This is a genomic window from Croceitalea marina (assembly GCF_042684265.1).
Lineage (GTDB): Bacteria > Bacteroidota > Bacteroidia > Flavobacteriales > Flavobacteriaceae > Croceitalea > Croceitalea marina.
Window position 1 is genome coordinate 50032 of sequence record NZ_JBHULB010000082.1, and the last position, 23297, is coordinate 73328.

The 23297-nt window shown below is 36.8% G+C and carries 25 protein-coding genes and 1 tRNA gene; 21 read left to right on the plus strand and 5 right to left on the minus strand.

Annotated features, from left to right (window positions below):
• Positions 1-77: 77 nt before the first annotated feature.
• From ACFSQJ_RS17980 to ACFSQJ_RS17990, 3 genes are all read left to right on the plus strand, one after another.
• Entirely contained in the window at positions 78-980 is a 903-nt protein-coding gene (locus tag ACFSQJ_RS17980; protein ID WP_377768284.1) for a histone deacetylase family protein, read from the plus strand.
• Positions 981-1034: 54 nt separating this feature from the next.
• Positions 1035-2600, plus strand: a complete 1566-nt coding sequence (locus tag ACFSQJ_RS17985; protein WP_377768285.1) for a M20/M25/M40 family metallo-hydrolase — start codon at positions 1035-1037, stop codon at positions 2598-2600.
• A 93-nt stretch (positions 2601-2693) separates the two neighbouring features.
• Positions 2694-3215 carry a ferritin gene (locus tag ACFSQJ_RS17990; protein WP_377768286.1) on the plus strand — a complete coding sequence of 174 codons (522 nt, stop codon included), beginning with the start codon at positions 2694-2696 and terminating at the stop codon, positions 3213-3215.
• Between the two features lie 225 nt (positions 3216-3440).
• Here ACFSQJ_RS17990 and ACFSQJ_RS17995 read toward each other — a convergent pair whose 3' ends face one another.
• From ACFSQJ_RS17995 to ACFSQJ_RS18005, 3 genes are all read right to left on the minus strand, one after another.
• Positions 3441-3833, minus strand: a complete 393-nt coding sequence (locus tag ACFSQJ_RS17995) for a hypothetical protein (RefSeq protein ID WP_377768287.1) — start codon at positions 3831-3833, stop codon at positions 3441-3443.
• A gap of 131 nt (positions 3834-3964) precedes the next feature.
• Positions 3965-4297, minus strand: coding sequence for a single-stranded DNA-binding protein (locus ACFSQJ_RS18000; protein WP_377768288.1), 333 nt, complete (start codon positions 4295-4297; stop codon positions 3965-3967).
• 340 nt (positions 4298-4637) lie between these two features.
• A complete protein-coding gene (locus ACFSQJ_RS18005) occupies positions 4638-4766 on the minus strand; it encodes a hypothetical protein (protein ID WP_377768289.1) in 129 nt (42 codons plus the stop codon).
• A 127-nt stretch (positions 4767-4893) separates the two neighbouring features.
• Between ACFSQJ_RS18005 and ACFSQJ_RS18010 the strand changes: the two genes are divergently transcribed.
• The gene (locus tag ACFSQJ_RS18010) at positions 4894-5745 is read left to right on the plus strand and encodes a hypothetical protein (RefSeq protein ID WP_377768290.1); all 852 of its coding nucleotides are present in this window, start codon (positions 4894-4896) and stop codon (positions 5743-5745) included.
• Positions 5746-5751: 6 nt separating this feature from the next.
• Positions 5752-6147: a hypothetical protein gene (locus ACFSQJ_RS18015; protein ID WP_377768291.1), complete on the plus strand. Its 396-nt coding sequence runs from the start codon at positions 5752-5754 to the stop codon at positions 6145-6147.
• 3 nt (positions 6148-6150) lie between these two features.
• Here ACFSQJ_RS18015 and ACFSQJ_RS18020 read toward each other — a convergent pair whose 3' ends face one another.
• The gene (locus tag ACFSQJ_RS18020) at positions 6151-7083 is read right to left on the minus strand and encodes an IS1595 family transposase (RefSeq protein ID WP_377768292.1); all 933 of its coding nucleotides are present in this window, start codon (positions 7081-7083) and stop codon (positions 6151-6153) included.
• 371 nt (positions 7084-7454) lie between these two features.
• Here ACFSQJ_RS18020 and ACFSQJ_RS18025 point away from each other — a divergent pair.
• From ACFSQJ_RS18025 to ACFSQJ_RS18085, 13 genes are all read left to right on the plus strand, one after another.
• Positions 7455-7528: transfer RNA gene (locus ACFSQJ_RS18025), tRNA-Ala, on the plus strand.
• A 60-nt stretch (positions 7529-7588) separates the two neighbouring features.
• A complete protein-coding gene (locus ACFSQJ_RS18030) occupies positions 7589-8056 on the plus strand; it encodes a hypothetical protein (RefSeq protein ID WP_377768293.1) in 468 nt (155 codons plus the stop codon).
• Positions 8057-8902: 846 nt separating this feature from the next.
• On the plus strand, positions 8903-9325 hold the full coding sequence (locus ACFSQJ_RS18035; RefSeq protein ID WP_377768294.1) for an ABA4-like family protein: 423 nt from the start codon (positions 8903-8905) through the stop codon (positions 9323-9325).
• Complete coding sequence (locus ACFSQJ_RS18040) at positions 9322-10122, plus strand: hypothetical protein (RefSeq protein WP_377768295.1); 801 nt, start codon at positions 9322-9324, stop codon at positions 10120-10122. The genes ACFSQJ_RS18035 and ACFSQJ_RS18040 overlap by 4 nt, the downstream gene beginning before the upstream one ends.
• A 9-nt stretch (positions 10123-10131) precedes the next feature.
• Positions 10132-11214 (plus strand): sensor histidine kinase, encoded by a 1083-nt coding sequence (locus tag ACFSQJ_RS18045; RefSeq protein ID WP_377768296.1) that lies wholly within the window; start codon positions 10132-10134, stop codon positions 11212-11214.
• Complete coding sequence (locus ACFSQJ_RS18050; RefSeq protein WP_377768297.1) at positions 11195-11947, plus strand: LytR/AlgR family response regulator transcription factor; 753 nt, start codon at positions 11195-11197, stop codon at positions 11945-11947. Before ACFSQJ_RS18045 ends, ACFSQJ_RS18050 begins: the two co-directional genes overlap by 20 nt.
• Before the next feature lie 87 nt (positions 11948-12034).
• Positions 12035-12361: an FEKKY domain-containing protein gene (locus ACFSQJ_RS18055; protein WP_377768298.1), complete on the plus strand. Its 327-nt coding sequence runs from the start codon at positions 12035-12037 to the stop codon at positions 12359-12361.
• A 41-nt stretch (positions 12362-12402) separates the two neighbouring features.
• On the plus strand, positions 12403-13101 hold the full coding sequence (locus tag ACFSQJ_RS18060; protein WP_377768299.1) for an SIMPL domain-containing protein: 699 nt from the start codon (positions 12403-12405) through the stop codon (positions 13099-13101).
• Between the two features lie 63 nt (positions 13102-13164).
• Complete coding sequence (locus tag ACFSQJ_RS18065; RefSeq protein WP_377768300.1) at positions 13165-14460, plus strand: Zn-dependent hydrolase; 1296 nt, start codon at positions 13165-13167, stop codon at positions 14458-14460.
• A 15-nt stretch (positions 14461-14475) separates the two neighbouring features.
• Positions 14476-17625 (plus strand): VPS10 domain-containing protein, encoded by a 3150-nt coding sequence (locus tag ACFSQJ_RS18070; protein ID WP_377768301.1) that lies wholly within the window; start codon positions 14476-14478, stop codon positions 17623-17625.
• Positions 17625-18197 carry a pentapeptide repeat-containing protein gene (locus ACFSQJ_RS18075; RefSeq protein WP_377768302.1) on the plus strand — a complete coding sequence of 191 codons (573 nt, stop codon included), beginning with the start codon at positions 17625-17627 and terminating at the stop codon, positions 18195-18197. The genes ACFSQJ_RS18070 and ACFSQJ_RS18075 overlap by 1 nt, the downstream gene beginning before the upstream one ends.
• Positions 18198-18243: 46 nt before the next feature.
• Positions 18244-18732, plus strand: coding sequence for a DUF6265 family protein (locus tag ACFSQJ_RS18080; protein WP_377768303.1), 489 nt, complete (start codon positions 18244-18246; stop codon positions 18730-18732).
• Between the two features lie 8 nt (positions 18733-18740).
• Complete coding sequence (locus ACFSQJ_RS18085; RefSeq protein WP_377768304.1) at positions 18741-19088, plus strand: hypothetical protein; 348 nt, start codon at positions 18741-18743, stop codon at positions 19086-19088.
• Between the two features lies 1 nt (position 19089).
• Here the strand turns inward: ACFSQJ_RS18085 and ACFSQJ_RS18090 are convergent, their stop codons facing one another.
• On the minus strand, positions 19090-19560 hold the full coding sequence (locus ACFSQJ_RS18090) for a CBS domain-containing protein (RefSeq protein ID WP_377768305.1): 471 nt from the start codon (positions 19558-19560) through the stop codon (positions 19090-19092).
• Between the two features lie 122 nt (positions 19561-19682).
• Here ACFSQJ_RS18090 and ACFSQJ_RS18095 point away from each other — a divergent pair, with 122 nt between their 5' ends.
• The 3 genes from ACFSQJ_RS18095 to ACFSQJ_RS18105 all read left to right on the plus strand — a co-directional run bounded on the left by ACFSQJ_RS18095 (position 19683) and on the right by ACFSQJ_RS18105 (position 23265).
• Positions 19683-21965 (plus strand): M20/M25/M40 family metallo-hydrolase, encoded by a 2283-nt coding sequence (locus tag ACFSQJ_RS18095; protein ID WP_377768306.1) that lies wholly within the window; start codon positions 19683-19685, stop codon positions 21963-21965.
• Positions 21958-22767, plus strand: a complete 810-nt coding sequence (locus ACFSQJ_RS18100; protein WP_377768307.1) for an NAD(P)H-binding protein — start codon at positions 21958-21960, stop codon at positions 22765-22767. The genes ACFSQJ_RS18095 and ACFSQJ_RS18100 overlap by 8 nt, the downstream gene beginning before the upstream one ends.
• Before the next feature lie 123 nt (positions 22768-22890).
• Positions 22891-23265, plus strand: coding sequence for a hypothetical protein (locus ACFSQJ_RS18105; protein WP_377768308.1), 375 nt, complete (start codon positions 22891-22893; stop codon positions 23263-23265).
• Positions 23266-23297 lie beyond the last annotated feature (32 nt).

Here is a 23297-nt window from a genome sequence, read left to right on the forward strand (position 1 = left end):
GGTTTCATCTGTATGACGTTAGAAAATAAGCCCTACTCTTTGTTATGAAACTTTGAAGCTAGATCTTTGTCCTCAATATGCTCAAAATAGCCTTTCATCCTATTTACAAACACCCCTTACCTGAAGGGCATCGGTTTCCGATGATAAAGTATGATCTGCTTCCGCAACAACTACTTTATGAAGGCACTTGTGATGAAGCTAATTTTTTTGAGCCAACTTTTCCTAAAGATGAGCATATTCTAGCAATCCATACAACATCTTATTACGAAAATCTACTAAGCTTAGCAATTAAACCAAGTGCCGCTAGAAAGATTGGTTTTCCACTTTCTGAAGAACTCGTATCAAGAGAACGTATCATCGCTGATGGAACCCTAAAATGTTGTGAATTTGCCCTCGAAAATGGCATTGCCATGAATATTGCCGGTGGCACACATCATGCCTATACAAATCGTGGTGAAGCATTTTGTATGTTGAACGATCAAGCCATTGGAGCGCGATATCTTCAGTCAAAAAAATTAGCTGAAAAAATCTTGATTGTAGATTTGGATGTGCATCAAGGTAACGGCACAGCGGAAATATTTCACAATGATGCATCGGTCTTTACTTTTTCCATGCACGGAGCATCTAACTATCCTTTTAAAAAAGAAGTTTCAGATTTGGATATCCCTTTAGAAAAAGGAACAGATGATAAAACCTACCTAACCATTTTAAAGGATACCTTGCCTAAGCTAATTGCTAAAGAACGACCCGATTTTATTTTTTACCTCTGTGGAGTAGATATTTTGGCTTCGGATAAACTAGGGACCTTAGGTATGACCTTGGAGGGCTGTTTGGAGCGCGACTGTTTTGTGCTTCAAACCTGCAAAGACCTTAAAATCCCTGTTCAATGTAGTATGGGTGGCGGGTATTCACCAGATATTAAAGTAATTGTCGATGCCCATGCCAATACCTTTCGTTTGGCCCAAGAAATCTTCTTTTAAGACCCGATATTTAGGTTAGCTTAAATCCTTATCTTGTTGGTCAAATCAACCATCATGAAAAAACTAAATCTACTTCTAGCCCTTCCTTTTTTTGCAATAAGCTTAACTATTTCTGCCCAACCATCGGACAAAGCAAAAGAAATCGCTTCACAAATTGTTAATGAGGCTAATGAAAATTCACAATTGGAAAATCTTGCCCATGAGTTATTGGATGTTATCGGCCCCCGTCTGGTTGGTACTCCGCAAATGAAGAAAGCGAATGATTGGGCAGTCGCCAAATACAACACTTGGGGCATTTCGGCCAAAAATGAAGAATGGGGAAAATGGCGGGGATGGGAACGTGGCATCACCCATGTAGATTTAGTATCTCCAAGAGTAGTTAGTTTAAGCGGTATGCAATTGGCCTGGAGCCCAAGTACCGATAAAAAAGGAATTACTTCAGAAGTGGTTCTAATTCCTGATGTGGCCGATTCTTTGGCATTTTCAAAATGGCTGCCCAATGTCAAGGGCAAGATAGTTATGGTGTCTATGCATCAGTTGACTGGTAGACCAGACTATAACTGGGAAGAATTTGCTACCGAAGCTTCATTCGAAAAAATGAAAAACGAACGTGACGCCCATACCAAGGCTTGGCGCGAACGTATTCGAAAAACAGGATATAGCTCAAGAACGATTAATGCAGCTCTTGAAAAAGCAGGCGCCATCGGCATAATGCAGTCACGATGGTCCAGAGCTTTTGGCGCAAACAAAATCTTTAGCGCGAATACCAAAAAAATACCGGTAATCGACCTCTCTTTAGAAGATTATGGAATGCTGTATCGTATGGTGGAAAATGGTGACAAACCAATAATCAAAGTTATTGCAGAATCAAAAGAATTGGGTACGGTACCTACTTTTAATACCATCGCAGAAATAAAGGGTAGTGAACTGCCCAATGAATATGTAATTCTATCCGCCCATTTTGATTCTTGGGACGGAGCCACTGGAGCAACCGATAATGGCACTGGTACAATTACCATGATGGAAGCCATACGAATTCTTAAGAAAGTTTATCCCAACCCCAAACGCACCATTCTTGTTGGCCTTTGGGGAAGCGAAGAACAAGGCCTAAACGGGTCAAGGGCGTTTGTGGAAGACCACCCCGATATTGTTGAAGGTGTACAAGCCCTTTTTAATCAAGATAACGGTACTGGAAGAGTGGTGAGGCTTTCCGGACAAGGTTTCTTGAATGCTTATGATTATTTGGGCAAATGGTTAGAGGCTGTACCGAAAGAAATTACCGATGAAATTGAAACTACCTTCCCTGGAGTACCAGGTGGTGGCGGTTCTGATTACGCCTCTTTTGTAGCGGCCGGTGCTCCAGCATTTTCATTGAGCTCGTTAAGTTGGAGCTATTGGAACTATACCTGGCACACCAACCTCGACACCTATGATAAAATTGTATTTGATGATGTTAGAAACAATGCGATTTTGACCGCTATTTTGGCGTATATGGCGAGCGAAGCTCCCGAGAAAACCTCAAGAACAAAATCGGTACTGCCCTTAAATTCAAGAACGGGAGAACAGCGCACTTGGCCTACCCCACGTTCACCACAACGTGATGGCGGAAAGCTAGATTAGCTTATTTAAACTCTTTTCAAATTTTGAATTAGATAAGGGTAAATACCCCGTCTAGCTAACATGTTTTCGTAACTTTACAAAAAATTAGTACACATGTTATCGAAGAAATTAGAAAAGGCACTTAACGAGCAAATACGAATAGAAGCAGAATCTTCACAAACCTACCTTTCTATGGCATCTTGGGCAGAAGTAAAGGGTCTTGAGGGTGTTGCAGGCTTCATGTACGGGCATTCGGATGAAGAACGTATGCATATGCTAAAATTGGTGAAGTATGTTAACGAACGTGGTGGTCATGCTAAAATATCTGATTTAAAAGAGCCAGAAACCGAGTTCGGAACTTTAACCAAAATGCTACAGAAATTATATGATCACGAAGTTTTTGTTTCGCAAAGTATTAATGAATTGGTTCATGTGACCCTTGAGGAAAAAGACTATGCAACCCATAATTTTCTACAATGGTATGTAGCCGAGCAATTAGAAGAAGAAGCTTTAGCAAGAACTGTACTTGACAAAATAAACTTGATTGGTGATGATAAGGGAGGCCTCTATCTTTTCGACCGAGACATACAACAATTGACAGTTGAAAGTGCTGCCTCGGAAACAATGGGGGAATAATTTTAACACTTAAGCTTATTTAGATTAATTTAAAATAGCATATTTTTGTACCATTCTGTTTTAGAAATGGGCAAAAAGAAAAAGAAATCCGCTAAGAAAAAAGCACTGCTCAAAGAGCTTGTGCCCAGCAATTGCAAAACCAAATGCTGCAAAAAGTTCAAAAAGGGAGAAAACAAGCGCTGTAAGCGATGTCCTTGCTATGATTTACTCAAAAAAGTAGCTTAATTATTTATCCTTTACAAAGCTTAGCCCTTCAAGGTAGTCACCACTCGTATAGCGGTTAATGTAAGTAGTTGCATGTTTCAAGAAAAGTGTACTATGCCCACATTTTAATGAACAAGCTGCCTGATGGTCTTTATAGAATTTTATTTTGTGCTTTAAGTAAAACTGATAGGCCAATATATTTTTATCCGCCAAGGCGTTTTCAAAAGATTCTTGGTCTTTCCAAAAATCACGTTCGTCCTCCGCGCTTAAAAAAGTATAGCTAAGTTCGTATTTGGCATCTTTTTCGGCCAGTGAAGCGTAAAACGCTTCAGTACTCATAAGACGCTTTGTTTGACCTAATACTCCTAAAGGAAGTATCAGCAAAGCAAATGCTATGAGTTGTAACTGTTTCACAAAATTGTTTTTTATTAAGACGAACTACATGCCATTAAGTTGCATTGATTTATTTAATTTATTGTTAAAAATTAACCCATAAAAAGAAAGAGGGCAAAATGCCCTCTTTTCTCGATAGTATATACTTGAGTTTATTTACCCAACATCAAAAGCTCATTGCATCTTACTTCGGTGATATAGCGCTTTTCACCTTCTTTGGTTTCATAAGAACGGTGTATTAGTTTTCCTTCTACGGCTACTTGTTTCCCTTTGGCTAAATAATTTTCTACTATTTCTGCAGTTTTACCCCAAGCAACTATATTGTGCCACTGCACATCTTCCACTTTTTCTCCTTGAGCATTTTTATAGATTTCACTGGTTGCGATAGAGAATTTGGCCAATTTGTTACCATTTTCCATGTTTACAATTTCTGGGTCTTGCCCTAGATTACCAATCAACTGTACTTTGTTCTTTAATGCGTTCATCTTTCTAATTTTTATGGTTTAACAGTTAATACTATCAAGCCACCTTGACTTGACACTGCAAACCTAAAACGGGCAAGAAAGAAGATTCGGTTTGGAAGCATTTATTTTCGTTTGTAAACGTTTGTAGTCGTTTGTATCAGTATATAATTCCCTCCACATAGGCATCTATATACATTATGGGACAGGATTAAATAGTTTTTGTGGGATAAACCGTGAAGTAATTTTTTCGGGAATCGGGAATCTTGGTTAATTCTCCGCTAATTCAGAGAACCAGAGCGTAAGACCTTATCCCTTTTCAATGAGCATTGCAAGCGTTTTCCAATTCTTCTAACATTGGCAACTATTCACTCTTTTTCTTGGGTACTGACGCTTTCAGTACTCCGTCTAACGTTCCGTCAATTTTGAGCTTCTTTTCGTACTCTTTAGAACGTTCTTTTTTCTTTTTTATGGGGTAATCTTTACTTGTCATAAGATAAATCTAGGGATTTTTACTTTATAAGGCGCTAATTGTTTTTTTTTTAGATAAAATATTATATTTAAAGTTTGGATTAAGCCAAAAATTCTAAAATCTAACCAAACTTTCCCCCTTTCAAAATATGAAAAGGAGTATACCGCCTGTAATTATTTCTGCTTTAGTAATTATTCTAAAAAACCTAAATTTAAAGTGCTTAGATGAAAAGGAAGTTGGCGTTTGGTGTATGTTTAAGGGTTTTTTGAACGATAATAAAGCTAATATTATTATTGTATCGCTCCTTGTTTTTGTTATTTGGAACTATTATGTTTCAATAAAGGAAAGAAATAATAAACGAGACATAATAAGAGGGTTCTTAGGCAGATATTTTACTCAACATTTAAATGGTGACAAAAAAAATCATAGAATAACAGTTTTTGAAATCAGATATGGGATTGTTCTTTTTTTTGGCTATTTATGGCATACACTAATAAGGTTTAGATATTATTATGATTGTAGTAAGCTTAAAACTAGATTAGCTAGAACACCGTTACCATGGGTCAGATATTTAAGTGTTTTAACACGACATGGAATACCTAACGAAGACTATCGGGTAACTGTTTTTAAGATTCATAGTAGCGATGCTAAACCGAATAGCTTTGCTGTTTACATACACAATCTAAGGCAAACCGAATGGGTTAAATTAGATAATATTAACACCATAGACTTAAAAAAAATTAGTAACTTAAACCAACTTTCCGCGTCTGATAAGAGTCGGGTTAAAAAATATATGAATAAATCTAAGATACAAAAATTCAGTGCTCTCAAAATTTTAGGGCGCACACCTGTGCATCTAGGAGGTATTCCTTTATTTGGCAAAGACCCCCAAACGACCTCTCATATAATTATGTACGACAGCAATAAAACTGCCTTTTCTCAAGTTAAAGATTCGTTAGTGTTTTTTAGTAAGTATATTGAAATCGCTTTAAAGAATTAATTTATTATGGAGTTAACTCTTAATCAATTAGCAAATTTTCCAAATCCTTTAGCAAGACCAAAGGATTTAAATCAAAAGATAGTTATTCAAGCTGATAGCCTATCTCCATCAGATATACCTGACGAAGTAGAGGTAGAACATGAGGAGAACAAGCTTCATTTTGATTTCCAATACTCTATAATGGAAAGACTTAATGCGCTAGAGCATTACAATACAGAATTTTTTTCAGTGAAATATAGCTCTGACACAGGTAGAATATATTATTTAAGCTTAAATAATTCCGTTTTTTCTAAATTTAAATCTCAAATGAATCAAATAATCTCCAAACTAGGAGTTGGAAGAGCTCCTGACAATCTTAGATTTGGCGTTAGACTTATTGGAAAAATAATTGATTTCCTTTAACTTTTATTTCACAAGACCTTTATAGCTTAAAACACTCTCCGACCCTTCCAAAAACTGATGAAACCTTTGGTTTGATGTTTTAGAACGATTATTGAATCTCGCTGCATACTCATCTAAATAACGGCTAATATGCTTATCACTTACTTGGTGGTAAACACCATAAAGACCACGCTTTAAAACACTCCAAAAGTTCTCTATTGTATTGGTATGTACTTGACCCTCTACATAAATATTCAATGAATGCTTAACGTTATCGTGCTTATAGGTTTTCTTCAACTGCTTGTATGCTGCCGCTTCATCTGAATAGATGGTGCTATCGGCAGGCACGTGAGTTTTGACAAAATCTACCATAATGTTGGTAGTCTCACCCGATACGTGCTTTAAAGCTACCTTACCATCACGCTCAATGATTCCTATGATGGCTTTCTTAGCTTTATAAGGCTCACCCTCATTAGTTAAGTTTTTATCGTTCTGAGAGCGTCTTTTACGTAAATGTTTGTTAGACTCCTTACCACCAACATAACTCGCATCAATCTCTACCATTTTATTTTCACCCAACATTTGCGGTGCTTTTTCTCTTAGCATTTCTCTAATTCTATGAAGAACAAACCATGCTGTCTTTTGTGTAATTCCTAAATCAATCGCAAGCTGAACACTAGAAATACCTTTCTTATGTTCTGTTGCCAACCATATCGCAGCAAACCAAATGCGAAAAGGAATTTTAGAGTTTTCGAATATAGTACCTACCCTAACCGTGAATTTCTTATGACATTCTTTATCCCTACACTTCCAACCTCTATTAGTTTTGTATGGTTTCTCGCAACCACAATGAGGACAATGAGGTTCACCGCCCCAACGGATAGTTTCATAATAAGCTATTCCTGTGGCTTCATCCTTGAAGAAATCTAATAATTGAGGTAATGACTTGAATTGCATTGGTTTTATTTAGATACTCAAAGATACGACTTGTCCCATTAAATACCTAATATTTTACAATAAATACATCAAAAAATGATACATAAAGTAACATAAAACATGAGTTATTAACAATTTGTATCGCATTTTATATATCAAAAATGATTTATAATTCCGTAATAACACGTGTTATTACGGAATTATACCTTCTAAATAGCTATAATCAACAGGCCATATACGATGAAATGAACATTTTAGATTTATGTATTTTTCTATGTTCTATTCTCTAATTTTGTGTATTATTATTTTTTGTATCTTTGTAGTGTAGAATGAAAAAAGCCTTCTCGTCTGGACAACTAAAAGGCTTTTGGATTTTCAATAAATTATTAAGGGACGGTGTGTCTGAACTGGTTAAGGTGTCAGTGTTGCAAGCTGTTTTTTGTGGGTTTGAGTCCCACCACCGTCTCTATTTTATGGTTCAAAAGTACCATAAAATAACGGATTTTGCAAATTAATATTATACGTTATGGAACTTAAAAAACGATTACTCGCTGATAAAAAAGCTCTCTTAGACAGGTTAGATTATATAAATGAACTTTTAAGAGAACTAGGGGAAGATGTAGATACGTCAGCTCCTAAAAAAGCAATAGAGGATGATTCTTTTCCTAAAAACGCTTCTCAATTTGATCAAATTATTTACATATTGGAAAAAGAAAATCGGTTCTTACACAATAGTGAGATTACCAATATATTGTTACCATATTGGAATAAAGATGAGAAATGGGTCAGCAGAAGGGTTTCTGCGTTACTTTCTTCAATAAAAAGAGAAACAAAAGGCGCTATCACTAATATTAAGGTAAACAATTCACTTAAAAACACTTTTTGGGGTTCTGCTAAATGGCTCGATGAGCTATTAGGAGATGAGCCTTTACCCAAGCATATGTATAATAAAAGTTTGGTAGAAGCTCCAAAAAAGAAGAGTATAGATTTTTAGAAATTAAAAAGCTCCTAGGTTTAGGAGCTTTAAAATACATTCGATTCCATCATTAGGAGTCAATTAGACGAGAAAATTAAAGTGTGCCGTCTCTCATTAGGATAGGGCTTTAAGTAATTACCGTCGGAAAAGGGGTTGTTCTTGGCGGACGCCCCTTTTTTCATGCTGTAAAGTTACGAAATTCAATCCGTTCGATCAAATTCTAGCAAATCCGCCTTATCAATCGAATTTTCTTAGGCAACTATATACGAGAAGGAACTAAGATTCTTTTTTAGGTTCAGGAGGGTTTGTGTTAACTTTATAAAATGAGCTTATATATTGTCTACTTAGCTTTCATGGTTGCTTTTGGATATAACTTATATCATTTCAAAAAGTCTAAAAAACAAGACAGAGATATTTTTATATGGCGCATGATTGGGAGTGCTTTAGGTTTAGGTATTGTTCTTTATTCAGAATATTTTATTTAACTGTCATGTCCCACTTTGTATATAGATGCCTCCACATAGGCATCTATATACGAAAAGGAACTAAGATTTTTTTCAGATTAAGAATGCAATAAAAGCAATAATTTAAAGTTTTATAAGAGTATTCCTACGGGTTTTGGTTAGATTTGGGGAACTTTCATTACTAAGGATACATTGACAATTCCATAATATAGGGTAAAGGTCGCTTGGCTTTTACCCTTTTTTTTGTTTTATTCCTATCCCATAATATATATAGATGCCCTAAGAAGAGAACTATATACAATTCAATCTTATTTAACGATGATTCAACCTAAAGTAATTCTATTTTTCGCTGAACAGGCACATCTTTGAATCAGAATTCATCAACCTTAAAAACAAATATATGTCACCAACAGAAGTATTTTCCGTAACTAATCTCGCCGCCATGCCCATGTGGCTTCTTATGATTTTTCTACCCAAGTGGAAAGTCACCCGATTCTTAATCGATTATAAAATAATTCCACTGACACTGGCCCTAGTCTATGCCATCTATATTTTCATAGCCATCAAAGCAGGAGGCGGAATGGACTTCGGTAGCTTAGCATCGGTCATGCAATTATTTACTGCCGAAAATGCTGTTCTAGCAGGTTGGGTACATTACCTCGCCTTTGACCTTTTGGTGGGCATGTGGATGTTGGACCAAAACAAAACGTTAAAAATTCATCAACTCTTAATAGCTCCATGCCTACTGGGCACTTTTATGCTAGGCCCAATAGGGTTTTTAGCCTTTATGATCATCAAAACCATTAAAACGAATCAGCCATGAAATATCTAAACCAAATACTCAATCCCGTAAAAAAAGCAAGTCCCATTCTTTATTGGGTGGTCATACTTCATGTCATATTTGCAATAATATGTGCAATAGGGTTGGCCATAGACGACAGAACCCTTATGGGCATTAATGTATGGATAAAGCCATTAAAATTCTCCATCTCTGGAGGCATCTATATTCTTACCCTGGGTATTTTAACGACACTTTATCCCTATTCAAAAAGAAAGCGTAGTATTATAACAAATGTTGTTGCCATAACCTTATTGTTAGAAATTGGCATTATCATCTACCAAGCGGCAAGAGGTGTACAATCGCACTACAATATCTCTTCCCCCTTTGACGGAATTCTATTTGCGGCCATGGGAATTTTAATCGCAATAAATGTCTTGATCATGGTATTGTTTATCTTCGATACGATACGCTTAAAACTAAATACAGCCAAATCAATTCAATGGGCCATATTACTAGGTTGGATAATTGTAGTGTTCGGCAGTTGGGTTGGCGGTCAAATGATAAGCCAAATGGCACATAATGTTGGTGTTGCTGATGGTGGGGCCGGTCTACCATTGGTAAATTGGAGTACCATTGCCGGTGATTTAAGAGTAGCGCATTTTTTTGGCCTACACGCCATACAGGTAATTCCGTTATTTGCACTATGGGTCACTAAAAAATGGAACTTTACGAACAAAAACCAAATTCTAGCGGTTACCATTTTTGGACTACTCTATGCAGGTTGGATAGCATATACCTTTTATCAAGCCAAAATGGGTATGGCATTGATTCAATTATAAAAAACGGAAATGCTTGTTAAAAACGAAAAACGAATAAAGTATTTAGGTTTCAATGATTTTTGGTTTATGATCATTGGAATTATTGTTCTGAGCTTTGTTACAGACTATTTATTTAGCAAATCGTTCTTTCGTCTTCCTTTAGTGGAAGCCTTAATCAGTTGGAGTGTATCCTTATTTTTTACTATATGTAATTGGCTTATTATAAGAAAAGTTATTATTCTTTTGCGGAAGAAATATACCAATTTCGAAGATGTTGGAAAGCGTCTTGTACTATTGTTTCTTGCTATTGTAGGTACTGTTATACTAGTTGATTTTATTGGAAATAAAATATTGACCCTCATCTTTAAAAGAAACTATAACGCACAAAGCTTTTCTAAGGTTCTTTTACCTGTTATTATAATAAGTACAATGACCATGGCCATATATGAGGCCATCTACTATTATGTGCGATTTAAAAAATCAATCATAGAAAAAGAACAGGCCAAACAGGCAATGGTTCAGGCCGAATTAGACACCTTAAGAAACCAGGCTCAACCACATTTTCTATTCAATACACTTAATACCTTAAGGGATATCATAGATCAAAATTCTAAAGAAGATGCCAAAGAATTTGTAGACAAAATAGCCAACGTCTATCGGTTTATACTAGAATCAGGTAATGCCAATCTAACCTCTTTACAAGAAGAATTAAAGTTTGCCAAGTCGTACATACACATACAGTCTGAACGGTTTGGTGAAAACCTTAAAGTAAATTGGAATGTACCGAATACAGCCCTAAAAAGTATGGTCGTACCAATGAGCTTGCAACTTTTACTTGAAAATGCAATAAAGCACAATGTAATTTCAAAGGCCAGACCACTTTTGATTAGCGTATCGGCCAACAATGACCATCTCGTAGTTTCCAATAAAATTCAACCAAAATCTACGCAGTTACCCTCAACAAAAGTGGGTTTAAAAAACATTGAAAAACGCTATCATTTAATTTCGGGCAAATCGATTGAAATTAAAAATGATGAAGGTCAATTTCAAATTTCCATTCCGTTATTGCAAATAGCAGATCAAAAGAAATATAATGAAAGTACTCATAATTGAAGATGAAGCTAGAGCGGCAAATCAGTTGCAGAAAATGCTAAGAACCTGTGATTTTCAATACGAACTATTGAATATTATCGACACTGTAGAAGATTCGGTGCTTTGGTTTCAACAAAATAGCAATCCGGACCTCGTTTTTATGGATATTCAATTAGCTGACGGGTTAAGCTTTGAGATTTTTCAAAAAATTAGTGTTGAGGCGCCAATTATATTTACTACCGCTTTTGACCAGTATGCCATACAGGCATTTAAAGTCAACAGCGTTGACTATCTCTTAAAACCTATACAAAAAGAAGAATTGGATGCGGCCCTACAAAAGTTTGATAAGACCAACAAACCATCAGCTCCTGAACCTGCTATTTTAAAACAATTACTTCAATCAATGCAGACAATGCATAAAAGAGATGGGCTTTTGGTAAAGGAAGGCAACAGTTTTTTTCAGGTAAAAGTTGCTGAATTTTTATACTTCTACTCTGAAGAAAGTATCACTTTTGGAGTAACCAAGACCAAACGTTTCATCATAAATGAAACTATTGACGAACTATTCGGCACCCTCGAGACCAATGAATTCTTTAAAATAAACCGTGGTCAACTCGTCTCGAAAAGCGCAATTGAAAAGATAGACCCTTACTTTAATCACCGGGTAAAATTGGCCGTGGCCAACGCAAGAGATCAAGAGTTTATAGTTAGTAGACCAAAAACGAGTGATTTTAAAAATTGGTTGAATAGTTAAAAGCAGGTAAACACCAACCTAATTAAAAAACGGAACAATTCTTGCCACTCTTCTGTTAAACTATCGTCTTTACTATAAACAACCACTATGTTCCGTAATATTCTATTCTTTGTACTCCTTGGTTTCTTCTTAACCGGCCCGCACGCTCACGCCACTAATAATATGATAAAAAAACCTGAGTCGATACACGTGGCAGATTACTTTGTATATCATGGCATTACTGATATCGTAACAGAAAAAATGAAATCTTTTACTAAAAAATATAACATTGGTTTCAGAAATAAAGGATGTAATATGCTGAATACCACTGCTACCAAAGAGCATAATATGAGGGTTGCAGAAAACCTAAGTAATTATCTGGGCAGTACGCAATGGATAGACGAATTGCCCATGAAAATTTTAGGCGTAAATTAATCCATAGATTTATTTAGTAACTTTCCTTTTAAATTAAGGTCATGAAAAAAACTTTTACACTAATCGCATTATTTGCAATATCATCACTTATGTCACAGACAAAAAACTTTCTTGATGTTTCTTATCTAGAGACCTCGGCTAGGGTAGATACCTTGGTAGACCCTGATAAAATCTATTTGAATATTACGATTCAAGAAAAGGATTCAAAAGGAAAAAAATCTGTTGAAGAACAAGAAAATAAAATGGCACAAAGCCTTAAAAATCTAGGCATAGATATCGATAAGCAATTAACGATTAAAGACCTTGCCAGCAACTATAAAAAATATTTTTTGCGCTCTAAAGAAGTGCTGAAAAGCAAACAATATTCTTTATTGGTCTACGACGGATTAACAGCTGGTAAAGTTATGGCGGCATTAGAAAATTTAGATATCGCCAACGCCTATCTCGAAAAAACGGAATATTCTAAAATGGATGAATTGGAACTCACCCTTAAATCAAGAGCCGTAAAAAAGGCAAAACGAAAAGCCGAAGCCCTTACCGAACCTCTTGGTCAAAAAGTAGGTGTTGCCATTCATATCGTTGATAATTCACAGCCGTATTATCCAAGATACAACCAGCCCCAAATGCGAATGAAAGCTATGGTTATGGAAGATGCCTCTACACCGGAACCATTAGACATTGGATTTGAAAAAATAAAGGTTGAAGCCACCGTAAATGTTAAATTCAGACTTTTGCAATAGTATTTTTTGTGGATGGATATACATTTTGATTTAGTATCTTTCTAGGTACTAATTTCCAACCAAATGAAAGTACTTCAAATTCCGCTAGTTATAGTATTTATAACTGCCCCCCTCTTGGCACAGCAAAAATTACCAACTGTGGTTCAAGATCGATTGGAGCAGCGCATCTTTGACTTAGCCAAATTCGGATTACAAGAAAATGGGGATACGGAAGGAGTAGCTTTTAGCGATGCGGACATTGAAGCTCGAAAATGGATTATAGAAACTCTAGAAGCATTAAAACTCAAGGTACATATCGATTATGCTGGTAATATCATCGGCAGACGTAAAGGTAAAGACCCTTCTAAAAAATTAATTTCTTTTGGTTCGCATATTGATAGAGTACCAAATGGGGGCAACTATGATGGTTGTGTTGGGTCTATGGCTTCGATAGAAGTCTTAACTGTTTTGCAAGAGCAGAATATTACAACCAATCACCCATTGGAGATTATAATATTTTCTAATGAAGAAGGTGGGGTTATGGGAAGTAGGGCTATTTCTGGGCACTTGACCAAAAGTGCATTTTCTGTTAAAAATTCTACAGGTTATTCAATGGGCGAAGGTATTATGCGTCTTGGTGGTGATACCCTAAAATTAAATCAAGTAGTTCGCAAAAAAGAATCTATGGCGGCCTTTTTAGAATTGCACATAGAGCAAGGAGGTATTCTAGAGCAAAAACAGCTCAATATTGGCATTGTAGAGGGTATTGTAGGTCTAAAATGGTGGGATGTTACCTTTGAAGGTTTCGCAAACCATGCGGGAACAACTCCTATGAATGCAAGACAAGATGCTTTATTGGCTGCTGCAAAATTTGTTGTTGCCGTAAATGAAGTAGCCAATAGTTTTAATGGTGCACAGGTTGCGACAGTTGGAAGAATAAAAGCGGAACCCGGAGCACCGAACGTAATCCCAGGTAAAGTTATCGCTAGTTTAGAGATAAGGGATCTTTCTTCAGATGTTATCGAAAAAGTATATCAAAGTATTAAAGAAAGAGCTAAAGCCATTGCTCAAGAGTCTAATGTTAAAATAGGTTTTGAACCACTTGATACTACCGCCAATCCTGCTTTAACAGCTACTTCAATTCAAAAAGAAATAGAAAGTGCTTCAAAAAACCTTAAGCTTAGTTACCATTATATGCCAAGCGGCGCAGGACATGACGCTCAAGATATGGCTACTATAGTACCTACAGGAATGATATTCGTACCAAGTAAAGATGGCATTAGTCATTCCCCAAAAGAATTTACATCAGCAAAAGATATGGCTAATGGTGCCAATGTGCTTTTACATACAATTTTAGCGCTTGACAAAAAATTAAAATAACCAACACCACAACGAATGAAACATATTTTGCTTCTCTTTTTAGCAGTAATCCTGATTCCAGAATCAACTAATTCACAACGAAGAAAAAAGAACAATGAATCTCCAAAAGTAACCCTAAACGATTCTATGTATACAGGGCTTAAATGGCGTAATATAGGGCCTTTTCGTGGTGGTCGTAGTGTAACTTCTACAGGGGTCGTGAATCAACCTATGACCTATTATATGGGCACCGTAGGAGGTGGTATCTATAAAACTACTGATGATGGTATCACTTGGAAAAATATTTCCGATGGTCAATTAAATACCGGCACCGTGGGTGCTATTGCAGTTGCAGAAAGCAACCCTAATATTGTGGTTACAGGTATGGGTGAACATGCAGCTCGAGGGGTAATGACATCTATGGGAGATGGTGTCTATAAGTCTACGGATGCCGGAAAAACATGGAAGCATATCGGTCTGGATGAGACCAGACATATTTCTGATGTAATTATAGACCCGCATCATCCAGATATCATATTTGTTGCGGCCCAAGGAGCTCAGTACGGCCGTTCTGAACAGCGCGGTATTTATAGGTCTTTGGATGGTGGTGTAAATTGGGAACGGGTATTATTTATAGATGAAAACACAGGAGCCTCTTCCCTATCCATGGATATGAATAATCCACTGATTTTGTACGCAGCAATGTGGCAACACGAACGGTATCCGTGGATGATGGAATCTGGGGGTGCTTCCTCGGGAATCTATAAGTCTACCGACGGGGGTACAACTTGGAAACAACTAAAAGAAGGCTTGCCAAAAGAATTCGGCAAAGCGGGCATCTCGGTTTCTCGGGCAAATTCAGATATCGTTTTTGCTGTTATTGAAGCAGAAGGCGATAAAGGTGGTGTGTATAAAAGTGTTGATGCTGGTAAAAAATGGACTCAGGTAAATAAAGACCGTATTAATATTGCGCGTTCTTGGTACTACATGGAGATTTTTGCTGATCCCCAAAATGAAAATACCGTTTATGTTTTGAATGCTCCAGTGACCAAGTCTATTGACGGCGGAAAATCTTTTAAGCCACTACCTACGCCTCATGGTGATAATCATCATTTATGGATCAATCCCAATGATAATTCAAAAATGATAAATTCGAACGATGGTGGGGCAAACATCTCGAATAACGGCGGCAAAAGTTGGAGTAGCCAGCAAAATCAGGCAACCTCTCAGTTCTACCGAGTTATTACAGATAATTTAGTGCCTTATAATGTTTACGGTGGGCAGCAAGATAATTCGGCCATTGCCATTGCCAGCAGAACAAATGATGCAGGTATTGACTGGAAAGATTGGTATTCTGTGGCCGGTTGTGAAAGTGCTTATTTAGCTTTTGACCCAGATAATCCTGAAGTGGTTTACGGTGGATGTTATCAAGGAATTATTGAAAAATGGGTAAAAGCATCACGCGAAGGAAAACCCATAAAAGAATATCCAGAACTTGGTCTGGGCAAAGTTCCCAAAGACTTTAAATATCGTTACAACTGGAACGCGCCGATCATTAGTTCACCACATGACCGAAATACAATTTACCACGCGGGCAATGTAGTTTTTAAAACTACGGATGGCGGGCAGCGTTGGGACGTTGTCAGCCCTGATCTAACCCGAAACGAAAAAGACAAACAAGGCCCTGGCGGCGGACCATACACCAATGAAGCCGCAGGTGGAGAAAACTACAATACCCTTATGTATTTGGTAGAATCTCCGCACGAACAGGGTTTACTTTACGCAGGTAGTGATGATGGCCTGCTTCATATCACTAGAGATGGTGGTGCCAATTGGACTAACATTACACCACTGAATATTGGGAATGGCATCATAAATAGTATTGAAGTTTCACCTCATGATCCGGCTACGGCCTATATCGCCGTGATGCGATACAAGTCGATGGATTTAAAACCATACGCCTTTAAAACTTCCGACTACGGAAAAACTTGGTCAAAAATCACGAATGGCATTACTGATAAACATACTTTTATTCGCGTTGTTCGTGAGGATAAAAAGAAAAAAGGGCTATTGTATGCAGGTACAGAAACGGGGCTCTATATTTCTTTGGATGATGGTCAAAATTGGCAAAAATTTCAGTTGAATTTACCGATTTTACCAATCAATGATCTAACTATTCAAGATAATGATTTAGTAGCTGCCACCGCAGGGCGCTCTTTTTGGATATTGGATGATGTCGGAGCGATTCAAAATAGTATGGCTTCTTTGGATAAACTGAGCATCGTACAACCAAAACCGAGCTACCGTATTTTTGGCGGAAGCCAAGAAAAGCCTGTTCCTGGTTTAGGACAAAACCCAAAATCTGGAGTGACATTTGATTATTACCTACCAAAAAAGTTAGATTCAACTAAGTTAAAATTAGAGGTTTTATATGACGGTAAAATTATACGGAGCTATACCAACCAAAAGGCAAAGAGTTTTAAGTCATGGCCTGGTGGACCTCCAAAACCGGCTGTGCTCCCTTCCAAAAAAGGATATAACCGATTTACATGGGACTTTAGAACTGAATCTCTACCCAGTGTAGAAAAAGTGTTCGTTTTCGGAAACTCCGCTGGTCATAGAGTTGGCCCGGGCACCTACACACTTAGGTTGAGCTCAGAAAATGAGGTCGTTGAAACTTCGGCTATTGTTTTGCCCAATCCATCAGTACAAGGTACGGCAGCAGATTACACCGAGCAGCAACAAGTATTACAAACGATAGACGAAACCGTAAAGAAAATGCACAACTCGGTTAATCAAATGCGCTCCGCAAAGGCACAATTAAAGAACTATCAGAAATTACTGAAAGATAACCAGTCCGCTAAGGAATTGCTTGAAAAAGGCAAGGCTTTAGAAAAACGCATTATGGCATGGGAAGAAAACCTTATTCAACCGAATCAAAAGACATTTCAAGATGTCATTAACTTTAACAATCAACTCAATGCCGACTTATTGCACCTAAAAGGTTTTGTTGACGTTGCCGAGCCTAAAGTCACTAAGGGTGCCAAAGAGCGATTACACGATTTATTGACCGACTGGAATGCGTTTGAGCAAGAAAAAAATACAATAGTCAATACGGAGATGGAGACGTTCAATAGCTTGTTCAGGTCACTGAATTTACCCGCATTATTGTTAACCGAAGATTAATGAATACGAAATTCATTACTGGAAAAAACTTTAAGAACGAAAAATTCACTACTACTCGTTTACCCCGTGCCGATTACGAGGAATGTGTTTTTGAGGGATGCCAATTTCAAAATGGCTTTTTGGATAATCAGAATTTTGCTGAATGTGAGTTTATGACTTGCGACCTGAGCAATACAAATATTAAACACAGTATTTTTAACGATGTAACCTTCAGAGATTGTAAACTGATCGGTTTACGATTTGAAGATGTCAACGGCTCATTGATATCGCTGCGTTTTGAAAATTGTATGCTAGATTTTGCTTCTTTTTTTGGCCTACGTATGAAGCATACGGTTTTTAAAGACTGCAGTCTCGTAGAAACAGATTTTACGGAGACCGACCTAACAGCCTCAACTTTCACCAACTCTAATTTAAACAGAGCTGTTTTTGAACAAACGATTCTTACCAAAGCAAACTTTACAACCGTCTTTAACTTAGCCTTGAGTCCTGAAAACAATCAGATTAAAAAAGCCATTTTCAGCAAAGAAAGTGTTTTGGGTTTATTGAAAAAATACGATATTGTTATAGAATAAGTCCAATGTACGTTCCTTTGTTCGTCATTACTAAAAGAACAACATTATGAGAGTTTTACTTTTTCTATTGGCAATAAGTTTTGCATCCACTTATGGCCAAAACACACTTCAGTTACCTAAAGGACAAGAGTCTACAGAAGCTAAAATAACCTTAGTTTCTTGGATGGAAGGACACTGGAAAGGAATGGCTTTTGGAGGAACTACCGAGGAAATCTGGAGTCCAGCGAGTGGTGGTTCTATGATGTTCGTTTTTCGCCAGATGTTAGATGACAAGGTTAATTTTTATGAGGTAGGGCATATCCGTGAACTTAACAATAGTCTAATATTCGAGTTAAAACATTTTGATACTAATTTACACGGGTGGGAAGAAAAAGATGAAGTACAACAATTTAGATTTATTAAAGCAGATAGCAATCGTGTCTATTTTGATGGTTTCACCTTTGAAAATGTGAGCCCAGAAGAGATGAACATCTATGGTTTAATTGGTAATGATGATGGCACTAAAAGCGAGATTGTCTTCAATTACAAAAAATAACGGCACCAATGAAAAAGTGTTTGGAATGCGGAGATGAAATTAAAGGAAGAATAGATAAAAAATTCTGTTCGGACTACTGCCGTAATGCCTATAACAATAAAATTAATAAAGACAGTAAAAATCTCGTGCGCAACATCAATAACAGACTTCGCAAGAACTACCGCATTCTAGACAGTTTTGAATTAAAAGATGGAAAAACGCGAACTACAAAGACAAGGTTACTGGATAAGGGTTTTGATTTTGAATACATCACCAATCTCTACACCACAAAAAAAGGAAGCACCTATTTCTTTGTTTATGATTTAGGGTATCTTCCTTTAGATAATGATTATTATATGCTCGTAAAACGAGAGTAATCTATTTCCAGTTTTGGCCCGTCAATTTAAGTGCCGCCACAACAATATCTTTTCTGCTTATTTGACCAACCAGTATACCATCTTTCATTACAGGCAGTCTTCTTCTATTGTGTTTATCAAATACGCCTGCAGCATCGAAAATACTCATATCATGCGGAATGGTCTGTACGTTTTTAGTCATAAAACGCTCTACACTCTTATCTAAAATAGGCTGGTTAAAGTAGCGGCTCTCAGAAATTTGCTTCATACAATCTGCCTCAGAAATGATTCCCACCAAAAAACCATTACTATCCATTACAGGGCCCCCTGAAATATGGTGTTTTGCAAAAGCCTCCATGACCTCCAAAATAGATTGATCAGGCGAGAACGTGACCAGTTTTGTGGTCATGTAATCCGTTACTAGAATTGCAGCATCATATTCTTTCTTTCCTGTCGTCTTTGCCCTTGCTCCTTGAAAACTCTTGATTGCCATACGCTTTACATTTTTGGTTGATTATTAAAGTTAGTGATTTTTAAGCATTTACATCAATTTTTACGTTCAAATGCATTACAGCTGTTTATTTTTATACTTTTATGGACCAACTAAAAACACCTATGAAACTTACAAGAACACTTGCCCTGCTGCTTCTTGCGCTTGCTGTCTATTATAGTTTTAAATCCTTAATGCCGGCTTATAAAGGCAATGTTATAGTCGATACAGGCTCTTTTTCAACTGAGAATGCCTTAAAGCATGTAAAACAGCTTTCGTTACAACCTCATGCTGTTGGTTTTCCAGCCCATACCAATGCGCTTGCTTATGTTATTGGTGAGCTTAAAAAAATGGGCTTGCAGACTATAACTCAAGAAGGTTATACCGCAGGTGATTGGGGCAATCTAAGCAAGGCCACAAATGTACTGGCCCGAATAGAAGGTTCTGAACAGGGTAAGGCATTGCTATTGATGTCACATTATGATAGCAATCCACATTCATCATTTGGCGCTAGCGATGCCGCTAGCGGTGTCGCCACAGTTTTAGAAGGCCTACGTGCTTTTTTAGAAGAAAATAAGAAACCGAAAAACGATATTATAGTTTTGATAACGGATGCCGAGGAGCTAGGTCTTAACGGTGCCGATTTGTTTGTCAACAAACATCCTTGGGCAAAAGACGTAGGCCTCGTTTTAAATTTTGAAGCTCGTGGTAGTGGAGGGCCTAGTTATATGCTTATCGAAACCAATAGAGGAAATGGTAAGCTTATCAAAGAATTCACAAAAGCGAATCCTAAATATCCGGTTGCCAATTCATTGGCTTATAGTATTTATAAAATGCTACCAAATGATACTGATTTAACTGTTTTTAGGGAAGATGGGGATATCGACGGCTTTAATTTTGCATTTATCGATGATCACTACGATTACCATACTGCACTAGACAATTATGATAGACTTGATCGAAATTCACTTGTGCACCAAGGAAGCTACTTAATGCCACTTTTAAATCATTTTAGTAGTGCAGATTTAAACGATTTAAAGAGTCTTGACGATTACATTTATTTTAATGTTCCTTTCTTTAGATTGGTGTCGTACCCCTTTGAATGGATTTGGCCAATGTTCGCTCTAGCGATGCTGTTATTTAGTGGCCTTCTGGTTTTAGGTTTTAAAAAGAAAAAACTTGATGTAAAATCAATATTAATAGGGTTTTTGCCCTTGCTTCTTGTTTTGGTATTAAATGGTCTTTTCGGTTATTTTAGTTGGCCCTCACTTAAGTGGTGGTATCCTGATTATAAAGATATGCTCCATGGCTTTACCTATAACGGGCATACGTATATTTTATGTATGGTCTTTTTGGCCCTTGGGGTAAGTTTCTGGATTTACAACCGCTTCAAAAACATCAGCACTTCTAATTTATTGGTAGCACCTATATTTATTTGGCTACTGATTTGTGGCTTGGTTTCGGTTTACCTCAAAGGTGCCAGTTTTTTTATAGTTCCTCTCTTTGGATTATTGGCCGCTTTTATGGTTTATATCAATCAAGAAAAACCCAATGCCTTGCTATTATTGTTCTTGGCCTTACCTGGTATATTTATATACGCTCCATTTATTAAAATGTTCCCTGTTGGTTTGGGTCTAAAAATGATGGCTGCCGCCACTATTTTCACTACGCTTTTATATTTTATTGCAATACCGGTATTTAGGCAAATTAAAGCACCGATACGTTTGACCATTTTCGCATTCTTCTTGTTCGCCTTATTTGGTATTTCTGCGCATCTAGACTCTGGTTTCTCAAAAGAAAATCCAAAACCAAGTAGTTTGTTATATGTCTACGATGCCGACAATAATACCGCAAAATGGGCGACCTATGATAATAGGACTATTGCCTGGAACGGCCAATTTTTCGGTGAAAAGAAAAAACCGGTTTCAAATGAAGATTCCAATATTATAAGCAGTAAGTATAGTACAGGGTTTACCTATGTTGCCGAAACTGAACCAAAACCCATTGCCGGGCCAAGAATTGACGTTGTTCATGATTCAATTGTGGGCACAGAACGGATAATCTCACTATGTATTACACCACAACGCGATGTAAATCGGCTCGAAGTATTTACAAACCCTATTGCTATTACAAAGGCTACTGTGAACAATATTGAACTTTCGGAATATTACTTAGAACATAGGCGATATGGAAAGCTTATTACGCATTATGTCTCCGATAACGACTTTACCGAAATAGAACTACATATTGCAAAAGATGATACTTTAGAACTGACTTTCTTTGAGGCTTCCAATGATTTATTGACCAATAGGCAGTTTTCGGTACCTGAAAGACCAAAAAATAGCATCCCAATGCCTTTTGTTTTGAACGATGCCATTTTGGTCACCAAAACTTTAAAGTTTGAATAAAATCGTTGGGATCATTGGTTGCGGATGGCTAGGGCTACCACTTGCAAAAGAGCTACTTAATTCTGGCTATCGGGTAAAGGGTACAACGACATCAAACGCCAAAATGGATACCTTAAAACGAGAAGGTATAGAAGGGTTTCATATAAATCTCAATGAAGACGGTATTACCGGGCAAATACAAAACTTTTTAGAAGGTCTGCATATACTTATTGTCAATGTTCCGCCAGGGCTAAGAGGCGATAATCCCGAAAATTATGTATCCAAAATGAAGTCTTTACTAAAAGAAATTCAGAAGGCTTCAGTAAAGCATATCGTTTTTGTGAGCAGTACTTCGGTCTACGGCAATGTAGAGGGTGAAATAACGGAAGCTGTTGCCCCAAGACCTATCTCAGAATCTGGCAAACAATTACTACGCAGCGAAAAACTCTTTAGCGAAGTTAAAACCCTGAATACTGCTATTATTCGTTTTGGAGGACTCATCGGTGAAGATAGGCATCCTATTCATCATCTTGCCGGAAAAAGCGGATTGAAGAACGGTGAGGAATTGGTAAACTTAATTCACCGAAAAGATTGTATCCATATCATTAAAACTATCCTTGAAAAGAACTATTGGAATTCAATTTTTAATGGAGTATACCCACTACATCCCTCTAAAAAAGAGTATTATACCAATGAGGCTATAAAACGCGGGCTACTTAAACCTATATTTGAAAAATCTGCAGAAAAAATAGTTAAAAGATGTGTTGTTTGTAAGAATTTTCTTAATAATAATAATTTTCTATACACATCAATAATTTCTTAGTTCACCATATAAAACCTCCTTTTTACAACAATTAAGAACTATTTAAGTTAATTATACAGTTGAATATCAGCTACTTATACTCTAAATTTATACCTTTATTCTATCGAATATAAAAGTATAGTTATGGAAAATTCAAGATTAGGCACAAGAATCTTGATGGAAACAGAAAGATTGATTCTGAACAGTTGTTCAAAATCAAAGCTTTCAAAGAAATCAAAAGAACTACATTCTGCAATTCTCAGAAAGTATTATAATGCCGCCGATGTAAACATCGACTATGACAGGCAAAGAATAAATATGGACGTTGTTTTGTGCGACAAAAATTACGACCCTAAAAAGGTAAACCTAGTCATTTCTACAATGCCATTGAGTCTCTCTTTTAAAGATATTTATTTTCTTCTTAAATCGTGTTTAGAGAAAGATGTGAAGAGTCTGGCGTTCTACGCCCGGTTATTGCGAGAGTACGCAAATAAAGATGTCACATATATGGCCCTTTAAAAAATTATAGTTGCTAATGAAAAAGATGTCTT

Excerpts from the sequence above, each read along its gene's own strand:
- ACFSQJ_RS18085 (WP_377768304.1), top strand. The coding sequence starts at position 18,741 with ATGAAAAAGTGTTTGGAATGCGGAGATGAAATTAAAGGAAGAATAGAT.
- ACFSQJ_RS18075 (WP_377768302.1), top strand. The coding sequence starts at position 17,625 with ATGAATACGAAATTCATTACTGGAAAAAACTTTAAGAACGAAAAATTC.
- ACFSQJ_RS18090 (WP_377768305.1), bottom strand. The coding sequence starts at position 19,560 with ATGGCAATCAAGAGTTTTCAAGGAGCAAGGGCAAAGACGACAGGAAAG.
- ACFSQJ_RS18015 (WP_377768291.1), top strand. The coding sequence starts at position 5,752 with ATGGAGTTAACTCTTAATCAATTAGCAAATTTTCCAAATCCTTTAGCA.
- ACFSQJ_RS18035 (WP_377768294.1), top strand. The coding sequence starts at position 8,903 with ATGTCACCAACAGAAGTATTTTCCGTAACTAATCTCGCCGCCATGCCC.
- ACFSQJ_RS18000 (WP_377768288.1), bottom strand. The coding sequence starts at position 4,297 with ATGAACGCATTAAAGAACAAAGTACAGTTGATTGGTAATCTAGGGCAA.
- ACFSQJ_RS18055 (WP_377768298.1), top strand. The coding sequence starts at position 12,035 with ATGTTCCGTAATATTCTATTCTTTGTACTCCTTGGTTTCTTCTTAACC.
- ACFSQJ_RS17985 (WP_377768285.1), top strand. The coding sequence starts at position 1,035 with ATGAAAAAACTAAATCTACTTCTAGCCCTTCCTTTTTTTGCAATAAGC.
- ACFSQJ_RS18030 (WP_377768293.1), top strand. The coding sequence starts at position 7,589 with ATGGAACTTAAAAAACGATTACTCGCTGATAAAAAAGCTCTCTTAGAC.
- ACFSQJ_RS18050 (WP_377768297.1), top strand. The coding sequence starts at position 11,195 with ATGAAAGTACTCATAATTGAAGATGAAGCTAGAGCGGCAAATCAGTTG.
- ACFSQJ_RS18045 (WP_377768296.1), top strand. The coding sequence starts at position 10,132 with ATGCTTGTTAAAAACGAAAAACGAATAAAGTATTTAGGTTTCAATGAT.
- ACFSQJ_RS18095 (WP_377768306.1), top strand. The coding sequence starts at position 19,683 with ATGAAACTTACAAGAACACTTGCCCTGCTGCTTCTTGCGCTTGCTGTC.
- ACFSQJ_RS18070 (WP_377768301.1), top strand. The coding sequence starts at position 14,476 with ATGAAACATATTTTGCTTCTCTTTTTAGCAGTAATCCTGATTCCAGAA.
- ACFSQJ_RS18005 (WP_377768289.1), bottom strand. The coding sequence starts at position 4,766 with ATGACAAGTAAAGATTACCCCATAAAAAAGAAAAAAGAACGTTCTAAA.
- ACFSQJ_RS18060 (WP_377768299.1), top strand. The coding sequence starts at position 12,403 with ATGAAAAAAACTTTTACACTAATCGCATTATTTGCAATATCATCACTT.
- ACFSQJ_RS18065 (WP_377768300.1), top strand. The coding sequence starts at position 13,165 with ATGAAAGTACTTCAAATTCCGCTAGTTATAGTATTTATAACTGCCCCC.
- ACFSQJ_RS18105 (WP_377768308.1), top strand. The coding sequence starts at position 22,891 with ATGGAAAATTCAAGATTAGGCACAAGAATCTTGATGGAAACAGAAAGA.
- ACFSQJ_RS18010 (WP_377768290.1), top strand. The coding sequence starts at position 4,894 with ATGAAAAGGAGTATACCGCCTGTAATTATTTCTGCTTTAGTAATTATT.
- ACFSQJ_RS18020 (WP_377768292.1), bottom strand. The coding sequence starts at position 7,083 with ATGCAATTCAAGTCATTACCTCAATTATTAGATTTCTTCAAGGATGAA.
- ACFSQJ_RS17980 (WP_377768284.1), top strand. The coding sequence starts at position 78 with ATGCTCAAAATAGCCTTTCATCCTATTTACAAACACCCCTTACCTGAA.
- ACFSQJ_RS18040 (WP_377768295.1), top strand. The coding sequence starts at position 9,322 with ATGAAATATCTAAACCAAATACTCAATCCCGTAAAAAAAGCAAGTCCC.
- ACFSQJ_RS18080 (WP_377768303.1), top strand. The coding sequence starts at position 18,244 with ATGAGAGTTTTACTTTTTCTATTGGCAATAAGTTTTGCATCCACTTAT.
- ACFSQJ_RS17990 (WP_377768286.1), top strand. The coding sequence starts at position 2,694 with ATGTTATCGAAGAAATTAGAAAAGGCACTTAACGAGCAAATACGAATA.